The sequence below is a fragment of the Bacteroides sp. L008 genome (assembly GCF_040812255.1).
Taxonomy (GTDB): domain Bacteria; phylum Bacteroidota; class Bacteroidia; order Bacteroidales; family Bacteroidaceae; genus Bacteroides; species Bacteroides vicugnae.
In genome coordinates this window covers 4,593,694-4,605,983 of sequence record NZ_JBFNXO010000001.1, presented here as the reverse complement: position 1 = coordinate 4,605,983, position 12,290 = coordinate 4,593,694, and the positions used below count along the sequence as shown (strand labels likewise).

Here is a 12,290-nt window from a genome sequence, read left to right as displayed (position 1 = left end):
AAACACTACTTAAAGAAAAAATTATGAATAGCCTATTACTTAATGTTATTTGCGCTTTCACCATTGCAAATGCAAATCCCAACACAGAAAAAGCACAGCAAACTTTGGATGCCCTGTACCAAAACTATGCAGCACCCAACACTTGCCTTTTACGTGAAAATTATCCTTTTGACCAAAATAATGAAGCAACTTATCTGGCATCACAAGAGCAAGCAAAAAGACGAAACGAATACTCTTACCTCTGGCCATATTCAGGTACATTCTCTGCCGTGAACGCATTACTGGAAACAACTGAAAATAAGAAGTACAAAAAACTTCTGGAAAAAAGAGTACTGCCCGGACTGGAAGAATATTTCGACAAAAAAAGAGAGCCATTCGCCTACTCTTCTTATATAAGCAACCAACCAGTTTCCGACCGTTTCTATGATGATAACGTCTGGTTGGGCATCGATTTTACCGATTCTTATCGCATGACAAAGAAACAAGCATATCTGGAAAAAGCCAAACTCATATGGGAGTTCATCCTTAGTGGAAAAGACGATGTACTTGGCGGAGGAATCTACTGGTGTGAACAAAAGAAAGAATCCAAAAATACCTGTTCCAATGCACCGGGAGCTGTATTTGCTCTCAAGCTATTTCAGGCAACTCAAGACAATACCTATTTAAAGCAAGGGAAAGAATTATATGAATGGACTAAAAAGAACTTAGAAGATCCAGAAGATCATCTATATTTCGACAACATCGCACTCAATAAGAAAATCGGCCGTGCCAAATTTGCCTATAACAGTGGACAAATGATGCAGGCAGCCGCCCTGCTCTACCAAATTACCAAACAGAAAAATTATCTGGAAGATGCTCAAAACATAGCAGAAGCGTGTCATAGATACTTTTTCACTCATTTTACCTCTCCGGATGGACAAACATTTCAATTACTGAAAAAAGGGAATATTTGGTTCACGGCAGTTATGCTTAGAGGTTTCATTGAACTTTATCAGATAGACCATAACAAGACTTATCTAACCGATTTCCAAAAAAGCCTCGACTATGCATGGGATCATGCCAGGGATGAACGGGGACTATTTCAGACAGACTGGAGCGGAACAGATAAAAGCGAAAAGAAATGGCTTCTTACACAAGCTGCTTTCGTAGAAATGTATGGAAGACTAGGCGGAATCGATTTACAATAACCAATTTTAATAATCCTCTTAAAAACATGGAGATATGAAGAAAAAGAATATCGGAATATGTATTATTACAACCACCCTGTTAATGGGAAGTCATGCCAAAGCTACAGAACTCGTTTTAGCTAAAGATCATACAAATGTAGTGAATCAGGCAGCTGAAATTGCCGCTTATAAAAGCAACCGTCCACCTGTAAATAAGCGTCTTTTTACATCAAAGGCTGTGGAAGCAGAAATCATCCGAGTGAAAAAGCTGCTTACGAATCAAAAACTGGCATGGATGTTCGAGAATTGTTTTCCCAATACCCTCGAAACAACTGTCCACTACCGTACAACAGACGGTAAGCCAGATACTTTCGTTTACACAGGTGACATTCATGCCATGTGGCTACGGGATTCCGGAGCACAGGTCTGGCCTTATATACAACTGGCCGATAAAGATCCGGAATTGAAGAAAATGCTTGAAGGAGTGATCCGGAGACAATTCAAATGTATCAATATTGATCCGTATGCCAATGCTTTCAATGATGGTGCTGTCGGAGGAGAATGGATGTCTGACCTGACCGACATGAAACCGGAACTGCACGAACGTAAATGGGAAATAGATTCCCTATGTTATCCGCTGCGTCTGGCCTATCAATATTGGAAAGAAACTGGTGATGCCAGTATTTTTGATAATGAATGGATACAAGCTATAACCAACATACTGACAACTTTCAAGGAACAACAGCGCAAAGAGGGAGTAGGTCCTTATAAATTCCAGCGTAAAACAGAACGTGCACTCGACACATTAAACAACGATGGATTAGGTGCTCCCGTGAATCCTGTCGGACTCATTGTTTCAGCTTTCCGTCCGTCTGACGATGCTACAACTTTACAGTTCCTCGTACCGTCTAATTTCTTCGCAGTTTCTTCCCTGAAGAAGGCCGCGGAAATTTTGAATACCGTAAACAAGAATAGTGATTTGGCAAAGCAATGTACAGATCTGGCACAGGAAGTAGAAACTGCACTAAAAAAATATGCAACTTACAATCATCCTAAGTACGGCACTATCTATGCTTTTGAAGTAGACGGATTCGGAAATCATTTCCTAATGGATGACGCCAATGTTCCGAGTTTGCTGGCAATGCCCTATCTGGGCGATGTAGACATTAATGATCCTATTTATCAAAACACACGCCGTTTCGTATGGAGCAAGGACAACCCCTATTTCTTCAAGGGAAAGGCAGGAGAAGGTATCGGAGGGCCCCACATCGGCTATGACATGATATGGCCCATGAGTATCATGATGAAAGCATTTACCAGTCAGGATGACCAGGAAATCAAGGCTTGTATAAAAATGCTGATGGACACAGATGCAGGAACAGGATTCATGCACGAGTCTTTTCACAAGGATGATCCTAAAAACTTCACACGTGCCTGGTTCGCTTGGCAAAACACCTTATTCGGTGAGCTCATATTAAAGTTAGTCAATGAAGGAAAAATAGACTTATTGAACAATATTCAATAAAGCAGACTTGGGTTATTTCCCCATTCAGGGCGCTCTTCTACAAGAAGTAGCGCCCTTTCTTAACACGTAAATTACTATTAACTTTGGCTAATTATCGCAAAGGAATTATCAGTTCTTGGGGTAATTCTTATCTTTGCAGTATACGATTCAAGACAAAGAAACTATGTACAAAAACCTGTTAAGCTGGCTTACTGTTTTATTAGTGCTCCCATCATGTTCCGGCACATCACCTGCCATATCCGTGGTATGTGAAGAAAATAATATAGGCAACTGCATCATCAAATGGGAGACAGCACCGGTATTGAAAGGACAGGTAAAAGTATACACCTCCACTTCTCCCGGACTTATTCCGGAAGATTCACCCATCGCGATGGCTAACATTTCGAGCGGAAAAATGACAATCGTAACCAACGATCCGTCGCAACGTTATTACTACCTGATGGTATTTAATAATAAATACCGGATTAAGGTGGCCACCCGCAACATTAATATCCCCGGCATACAGAATTTCCGTGATTTAGGGGGATATGAATCTTATGATACAGGAAAATCACTTCGCTGGGGAATGATATACCGTTCTGCACAGATAGACAGTATTCCTCCCTGCTCCCGCAGGGAACTTAAAAACATGGGAATACGAACGATCATAGATTTACGCTCTGAAAATGAACGTCACAATTACCCGCAACTGCATGATGATGAATTTAACATCATACATATCCCTATCCTCACAGGAAATATGGAAGAAATTCTGCAAGGAATTCAAGAAGAGAAGATAAAGAGTGACACTATTTACCGTCTGGTCGAACAAATGAATCGGGAATTAGTTCTAAACTACCGAAAGGAATTCAAAGAACTGTTCACCGTCCTTCTCGACCGTACTCATTATCCGGTTGTAATTCATTGCACATCCGGGAAAGGGCGTACAGGAGTCGTTTCCGCTTTATTGCTTGCCGCTCTTGGTGTCAACGAGGACGTTATTATGGAAGACTATCGTTTGAGTAATGACTATTTTAATATTCCAAAAGCTTCTAAATATGCATATAAGCTGTCGATCAATTCGCAAGAAGCCATTACAACCATCTACTCTGCAAAAGAAGATTTCCTGAACGCTGCTAAAGAACAGATTGAGGCAGAATATGGAAGCGTACAAGCCTATCTGAAAAAGGGAATCGGACTTTCTGCAGAAGAAATTGAACAGTTACGCAGTATCCTGCTGGAATAAATCGCAAATCGTAATTCGTAATTCGTAATTATTCTCTATCTTTGCAGCCGAAATAAAAGATATACAGAGATTTAATGAAGACATTTGAAGAGCTTGGCGTTTCTCCGGAGATACGTAGAGCAATTGAAGAAATGGGATACGAGAATCCCATGCCGGTACAAGAAGAAGTGATTCCGTACCTTTTAGGAGAAAATAATGATGTAGTAGCTCTTGCACAGACAGGAACAGGTAAAACAGCCGCATTTGGTCTGCCCCTGATCCAACAGATTGACGTAAAGAACCGAATCCCCCAATCACTTATCCTCTGCCCCACCCGCGAGCTTTGCCTCCAGATAGCAGGAGATTTGAACGACTATTCCAAGTATGTTGACGGATTGAAAGTACTGCCTGTTTACGGCGGTTCTTCCATTGACAGCCAGATACGCAGCCTGAAACGCGGTGTACATATCATTGTGGCTACTCCCGGACGTTTACTGGACTTGATGGAACGGAAAACCGTATCCCTGTCTACTATCCGCAACGTAGTGATGGACGAAGCGGACGAAATGCTGAACATGGGATTTACAGATAGCATCAATGCCATTTTAGCGGATGTTCCGCAAGAACGCAACACCTTGCTGTTCTCGGCAACCATGAGTCCGGAAATTACACGCATTTCTAAAAAATACCTGCGTGATGCGAAGGAAATTACGATCGGTCGCAAGAACGAAAGTACCAGCAATGTGAAGCACGTCGCTTACACTGTACAAGCCAAAGATAAATTCGAAGCACTGAAACGCATCGTCGACTATTATCCGCAAATTTATGGTATCATCTTCTGCCGCACCCGTAAAGAGACACAGGAAATTGCAGATAAGCTGATGCAGGAAGGCTACAATGCCGATTCCCTGCATGGAGAACTTTCACAAGCACAGCGAGACGCAGTTATGCAAAAGTTCCGCATCCGTAACCTACAACTTCTCGTTGCCACTGACGTAGCTGCCCGCGGACTGGACGTAGATGATCTTACCCACGTTATCAACTACGGACTGCCGGACGATACGGAAAGTTATACGCACCGTAGCGGACGTACAGGACGTGCCGGAAAAACAGGAACCTCTATCGCTATCATCAATCTTCGTGAAAAAGGAAAGCTCCGCGAAATAGAGCGTATCATCGGCAAGAAATTCATTCCCGGAGAGATGCCGACAGCAGCAGGCATCTGCCAGAAACAGCTGATCAAAGTGATTGATGACCTCGAGAAGGTAAAAGTAAACGAAGAAGAAATCTCCGAGTTTATGCCGGAAATCTATCGCAAGCTGGAATGGTTAAGCAAAGAGGATTTGATTAAGCGCATGGTTTCACACGAATTCAACCGCTTTGCCGAATATTATCGTAACCGTGCAGAAATAGAAGTGCCGACTGACATTCGCGGAGAACGTGGTGCAAGAGGTGACCGCAAAGAGGGTGGCTTTGAAAAGAGAAGCCGGAAGGCTGCTCCGGGCTTTACCCGTCTGTTTATCAATATGGGTAAAACGGACAACTTCTTCCCCAGCGACCTTATTGGTCTGCTGAACAGCAACACACGAGGGCGCATAGAACTAGGACGCATCGACCTGATGCAAAACTTCTCTTTCTTCGAAGTCGTTGAAAAAGAAGCGCAGAATGTAGTGAAAGCATTGAACCGCGCCAACTGGAACGGGCGTAAAGTCTCTGTTGAAGTGGCCGGCGAAGAAAGCGGAGAAGGCCGTAAAACAGGTGGTTTTGCAGATCGTAAAGGCGGAAAAAGGTTCGGAGGTAAAAACGACGAACGTACACCACGCTACGAGAACAAAGACAGAAAGGATAGAAAATCAGAAACTTCGACAAGAGGAGGTGCTAAATCTGCAAAGAAAGAAAAGCCAAGCCGTGCCGAACGAGGATATGCCGACGCCCGTGGCCCGAAAAAGAAAGAAGACTGGCAGCAGCTCTTCAAAGATAAAGAGCCTGATTTCAGCGAAGAGGGATGGGCACGCAGGAAGCCGAAAAAATAAGTATCTTTTCCCCCAGAATATGACTTAATACAAATTTCACGTTTGAAATCTATCTTATATAAATTCCCCTTATTTTACTTTTCTCTTAAAAGAGAATAGAGTAAAATAAGGGGAACTCTTATATTCTTTCCTGCCTAATGAAAACCGAAGAAGAGAGATAATTTACCAAATATAAGACTGATCTTCATCTGGTATATTGATATTACGTTTACGTTCCATAATCATAGAACCTGTTACCTTATAATTCATCGGATATGCCTCGTTTGCAACGTCACTATAATGATATTCAACATACAAGGTCACATATTTATGTTCCAAATAAGGAAGCTTGGTATCCATATTAGTTTCAATTTTATAACTTCCCGAAATCGGTACAAACTTCATGCGATTATCAGGATCCGGATTAGTTAATATCAACGGTCCCGTATGCGTCACTTCATCAAATTCTCCGAATGTAGCTACCACCTTATATATCTCGCGCTCTTTTAGCTCTTCATCAATGGCCCCGGCATAAAAGAATACCGAATTCTCATCCTCTACCCATGTATTACGAGTAGAAACAGAAAAAGCTGTTTGTTTGTCATCAGCCACATCTCGATTATAGATCATAGCAGTAGTTGATGAATAAGAACCTGAATAGTCATTGAAAGGAATCACATTCAATAACGCTTTCCGGTAATGCTTCCGATAGTTAGGAACATATCCATCTCCTTCAAGAATCGTTAATGGTAAAATATGTTCCCGCGAGAGATTGATACCATGCAGAGAAAAATCTATATTCAGCAACGCAGTATTAGCACCTGCCGGAATATTGACTGCCATTTCCGGAATCGTATAATATTCTTCGGCCAACTGCAAATAATATAAATCATCGCGGAATCTAAAACGTTCAAAATTAAGAGTTTCCAGAGTATCAGGATCTAGTCCTATACGGACATGCAGATTTCTATCATTGTTGGTAGAGCCGCTAATAATAACCGGCAACTGATAACTTACATTTCCATCCGATTTGTACTTCACATAAGTCGAATAAACACCGTTTTTGGCAAAAGAAACTGACTGTTCAAACAACTCATCTTCCCATTCTTTGTTACAAGCAGTAAAAGCCAGGACGGTCGCCAGTAACATTATATAATACACATATATCTTCTTCATAGCTTTATCTTTTATTAGTCAAAATAAGTCCAACCCGGATTTTGAGTCAGCTTTCTATTCTTACGCAATTCATCATGTGAGATAGGCCAAAAATACATCTTCTTCACAAACACTGAAGGAAGGGAAGAGATAACTACCGGAGAATGGAAGGCTTCTCTTTGAGCAGATTCCAAATTCATATTACAACCATACACCTGAACTACTTCCTCTTTTGAAGCATCTTTCCAACGCCGTAAGTCATAATAACGATGTCCTTCAGCAAACAGTTCAATCTGACGTTCACGTTTCAAACACTTACGGAATTCATCCGGATCGTCATAAATTGTTTGATCAAAATCCGGCAATCCGGCACGAATACGTATCTGCGACATTGCTTTCTGCATTTCTCTTGTATTACGACCAACAGACATCGTTTTACTTCCATCCCATGAAGCTATTTCGTAAGGTCCATTTTCCAACTCATTCAAAGCCTCAGCATAAATCAGCAAGATTTCAGCATAACGAATAGCCGGTTCTATCTTATTGGAATGCGTACTTTCTGCATCTTTAATATAAGAATCCTGTGGATTATAGTACTTTTTAATACCAATACCTGTGCGCATATTGTGAGAATCAGAAGCAGAAACTTGCTGCCCGTTAGGATAATCACGATAATACCATATTTTCTGATAACGCTGTGATTGATCTTGCGCACTGGTCATCTCCCAAACACTCCCATTATAAGCCACCGAGGCATAGAAACGTGGTTCGCGATGAGCATATTGCTTACTAATACCTTCTCCTTGTGGTCCTAGCTCCGGATAGGTACCTGCATTTATTTCCGCCTGTGTTACAAAATCCTTATCACGCGGATTTAAATCAACCCGTCCTTCGTATCCTGCTTCACCGGCATATTCCGAATTCATTCCCTGACAATTTTTACCATCATTCATATAATAAGCATCACACTGCTTTTGAGTCATACCATGGCAGTTCCATCCTCCGACAGACGAAGGCATCTGATGTTGCCCCATTGCTACAATATCCTCATTAGCATTCTGATTTTGCCCGCGTGTAAAAATCAATTCCGGATTATCAGAAGCTGCTACATCCCCATTAAACAAGGATCGATAAGATTCAAACGGATCAATATCTCTCCATCCGTCAGGAAAATCCCTGTTAGAATAGATTTCATGATAAGGAGGACGTACTGTTGCCGGATATGCTTGATTAATAGCCTGTTCTCTGAAAGCAGCAGTATATAACTCATAAAAATTCAAATCCATTACATCTTTAGCAGCTGCAGCAGCTCTGGCCCACTTTGATTCATCATACGTCTGTGAAATCAGACAATTACCCTGATCATCAGTCAAATCCACCATTTCTGTATTTCCATTAGCCAAAGGACTTGCAGCATATAACAAAACTTTCGCACGTGCCGCAAGAGCAGCTCCCCGGGTTGGTCGGGCAATATTCCGATTGTCACGTAACATCGGTAAATCATAAGCAGCTAATACCATCTCATTAGCAATGAAATTTGCGCATTCATCATAAGTGTTACGGGAACAGGCAAGAGCATCATAATCTTGCATATAGTCCAAACCTTCATCCGGAAGAATAGGGACCGGACCATATTTACGAAGTAGTATCCAGTAAAAATAGGCCCTTAAAAAACGTGCTTGTGCCTTATAATCAGCAACATCCTCATGAGACATTTCCTGATTAATATCTATGTTATGAATCATTGTAGAAGCATCACGGATACCGATATAAGCATTTGTCCATGTATCCTGCCGAGTCCCTTCATTATAAAACCCGTTTCGGAATGTTGCATAATTCAAATCTCTGCTATCTCCAAAAAACATATCATCAGCAAAATTATGTAAAGCAGCACCTTTACTGCCTACATCCATCATATTATTTTTCGACAAATAAGCATATACTCCTGCCAACCAGTTATCACAATAGTCTTTGCTGGCAAAGACTTTCTCTTCCGTCATGCGATCTTTGAAATACTTGTCTACATTCAGATAATCGGAGCAGGAACTCAGGAGAAAGATCCCCAAACTCAAAGCACTCCATAAAATAATATTTCTTTTTTTCATGTCTTTAATATTAGAAGTTAACAGTCAATCCTAATGAGTAAGTACATGCAATTGGATATTTCATTCCATTACCACTTGCAAGTTCCGGGTCCCACAACTTAAGACTATCCCATACAAACAGGTTATTGCCCAGAAAGAAAATACGTGCATTATCCATACGCAGTTTATTAACCCATGTTTTTGGTATAGAATAACCTATTTCCAGTGTTTTAAAGCGTAAATATGCTCCATTACGAAGCCAAAAAGTAGACTCACGATAATTATTGGCATTCCCCCCATAACTTAGACGAGGATATTTAGCATTTGGATTCTCTGTTGCCGGATCACCCGATATTTCTGCTGCAATCCAACGATTTCCCGGTTCTGCCATATCAGTCAGAATATTTCCCCACTCGCCTTTGTTAAAGGCAAAAACCGTAGGTCCATTGATGAAATAAGAAGATTTACCTGCTCCCTGAAAATGAACATTAATATCAAATCCACGCCACTGCAAAGAAATACCCATACCATATATTAAGTTAGGAATACGAGTAGCTCCGATAGGTACTTTATCCAAATCAGATATCACACCATCACCATTCACATCTTTATATTTGATATCACCCGGAGCATAATCTCCGAATTCTTGCTTCGGACTATTACGAATGTCATCCCAATCTTTAAATAATCCCAAAGCAATCAAACCGCGCGCCTGATTATATCGGAACCCTTCAGTTTTTCTATAAGAATATTCTTGTGCTTCTTCGTCATAAGCCTTCATCTCGTTTTTGGTCAGAGTCATGTTGCCTCTTACCGTTAACTGTACTTTCCCTATCTTCTGTCGGTAAGAAAAATTCCCGTCTATACCTATAGACTCCATTTTACCGACATTTGCATACGGTTGACTAGTTACACCTACTATATTGGCAAGATGTTTGCGCTGCATATAAATATCTTCACGAGTATCTTTATATAAATCAATCGTTGCCGTGAGGCGATTATTTAAGAAAGCCATATCAAAACCCAAGTCATGCTTTTTAGCAACTTCCCATGTTAAGTTATTAGAAGCAATTTGATCATAATGCAATCCATTATAACTATTACCACTTCCATAATCACCAAAATTAAAACCATTACTATCACCGAAAGAACTCAAATAAGGGAAACGGGTACCTACACGGTCATTACCAACCACACCATATGAATAGCGAATCTTAAACATATCTACCCATTTCAGATTGTCTTTTATAAAACTCTCTTCCGCAATATTCCATCCACCGGAGATAGCCGGGAAAAATCCAAACTGATTTCCGGTCGCAAAATTCTCACTACCTGTGTAACCAAAATTCGCTTCTATGAAATAACGATATTTATAAGAATAGGTAAAACGCCCGGCTAATCCTTGATTGCGTTTAGATATACCTTTCATTATATCACTGTCAGTACCGACTGTTTGTATTTCTTCTCGCTGCGTATATTTCAGCATGGCGCCTACATCATGGTATTTAGCAAAAGAACGATTATAATGCAATTCTGCCTCAAAATTCTGCAAGCGTATTCCTTCTGCATTAGATGATTGCGTCATTACCTGTTCTTTCACAATACGATTCATTATCAAACCACCATTTGCATCCCGATGACGCTCCGCACGATACTGCTCCGGCTTACGAATACGATTGATAGAATTTTTGTTTTCAGTATCGAATCCAAAACGACCAATAAATTTCATCCCTTTGGTAATGAATTTCAGGTCCTGCTCCAATGTTACATTTGTCTGAATTGTATTTTCCCACTTTTCCCTGTATCCAGTCTGGGTGGCCAGTACCCAAGGATTCATACGGTCTCCTTCTACAGAGTCGAAAGCTGAATAAACAGGTACTGATCCATCCGAATACATCACCGGAATACTAACAGGATTTTGTCCCACCAATGAGCTCCATATATTATCTGCCAATCCTGGAGTATTGTACTTTTTCAATGAACCAGACAATCCTACTTTCAACAAAGTTAATTTGGTTAAATTAATGTCCACATTCATACGGTATGTCCAACGTTTAGCATCTGCATTTGTATTATATTCTTTACTAAATGCTTTATCTGTCTTATACATACCTTGCTCATCCGCATAACTGGCAGAAACAAAGTAGCGGGCCGAAGTACTACCACCACTCAAGTTTAAAGAAGCCTTATATGTCATAGCACCATCCTTCAATAAAACATCCTGCCAATCCACATTCGGGTACAAATCCGGATCTACCTTTTGGTTGATTATTTCCAGTTCATTAAGAGTATAAGCAGGCTCAAGATTCCGGGTAGTACGAGCCTCATTCAACATTTGAGCATAAGTATATCCGTCAACAAACTCCGGAGTGCGGGTGCGTGTGTTATAGGTACTCTGCAACTTCACATTAACATTGACTTTACCAAGATTTCCGCGTTTTGTTGTAATCAGCACTACCCCATTAGCACCCTTTGAACCATAGATAGCAGTAGCAGACGCATCTTTTAATACAGAGAATGATTGAATGTCTTCTACACTAATTTCATTCAGGTCACGTTCAAATCCATCAACTAGCACCAACGCACCAGAATTAGCACCGAAAGTAGAAATACCACGAATCCAAAACTCTGAAGTAGCCCCTGGTTCACCGGAAGATTGCATGGCAATAACTCCAGCTACGTTACCCGCTAATGCATTGGTAATGCTAGTAGTCGAATTAGAACTCAAATCTGCGACATCCACCGAAGTGACAGCACCTGTCAGTGTTGCTTTCTTCTGAATACCGGTACCAGTAATGACAACCTCATCCAATGCAGTATTCGAAGTTTCTTTCATTGTCACATTAATCTCCGTCTTTGTTTTTACGCCGACCTCCACCTTATCATAACCAATGTAAGTAAACAATAGAGTTGAATAAGGACTGACCTTTATTCTATATTTACCGTTTATATCTGTCACTGTTCCAAAACCAGGGCGATCTTTTACAACAATATTAACTCCCACAAGGAGTTCTCCCTGACTATCCCTTACAATACCTGTCACATTTATTGTCTCCTCCTGAGCTATAATATCCAGCGGAAAAGTCAGAATTAAAGTTACCAGAATTAATAAATATTTTTTCATTTCCTATAATGTTTTTCATG

General features: G+C 40.7%; 7 protein-coding genes. 4 read left to right on the top strand and 3 right to left on the bottom strand.

The genetic code is table 11. The annotated features are described in order from the left end of the window. Positions 1 to 23 precede the first annotated feature (23 nt). From AB3G73_RS17950 to AB3G73_RS17935, 4 genes are all read left to right on the top strand, one after another. Entirely contained in the window at positions 24 to 1,187 is a 1,164-nt protein-coding gene (locus tag AB3G73_RS17950; protein ID WP_148367863.1) for a glycoside hydrolase family 76 protein, read from the top strand. 34 nt (positions 1,188 to 1,221) lie between these two features. Next, positions 1,222 to 2,691, top strand: a complete 1,470-nt coding sequence (locus tag AB3G73_RS17945; RefSeq protein ID WP_148367862.1) for a glycoside hydrolase family 125 protein — start codon at positions 1,222 to 1,224, stop codon at positions 2,689 to 2,691. 163 nt (positions 2,692 to 2,854) lie between these two features. Next, positions 2,855 to 3,916, top strand: a complete 1,062-nt coding sequence (locus AB3G73_RS17940; RefSeq protein ID WP_148367861.1) for a tyrosine-protein phosphatase — start codon at positions 2,855 to 2,857, stop codon at positions 3,914 to 3,916. A 74-nt stretch (positions 3,917 to 3,990) separates the two neighbouring features. Beyond that, positions 3,991 to 5,928 carry a DEAD/DEAH box helicase gene (locus tag AB3G73_RS17935; protein WP_320975028.1) on the top strand — a complete coding sequence of 646 codons (1,938 nt, stop codon included), beginning with the start codon at positions 3,991 to 3,993 and terminating at the stop codon, positions 5,926 to 5,928. Positions 5,929 to 6,090: 162 nt separating this feature from the next. On the opposite strand, the gene AB3G73_RS17930 is transcribed toward AB3G73_RS17935, so the two are convergent. The 3 genes from AB3G73_RS17930 to AB3G73_RS17920 are packed head-to-tail and all read right to left on the bottom strand — an operon-like array spanning position 6,091 to position 12,270. Further along, positions 6,091 to 7,083: a DUF4973 domain-containing protein gene (locus tag AB3G73_RS17930; RefSeq protein WP_234131722.1), complete on the bottom strand. Its 993-nt coding sequence runs from the start codon at positions 7,081 to 7,083 to the stop codon at positions 6,091 to 6,093. A gap of 14 nt (positions 7,084 to 7,097) precedes the next feature. Next, positions 7,098 to 9,167 (bottom strand): RagB/SusD family nutrient uptake outer membrane protein, encoded by a 2,070-nt coding sequence (locus AB3G73_RS17925; protein ID WP_195649691.1) that lies wholly within the window; start codon positions 9,165 to 9,167, stop codon positions 7,098 to 7,100. A 10-nt stretch (positions 9,168 to 9,177) separates the two neighbouring features. Then, a complete protein-coding gene (locus tag AB3G73_RS17920) occupies positions 9,178 to 12,270 on the bottom strand; it encodes a TonB-dependent receptor (protein WP_195649690.1) in 3,093 nt (1,030 codons plus the stop codon). Positions 12,271 to 12,290 lie beyond the last annotated feature (20 nt).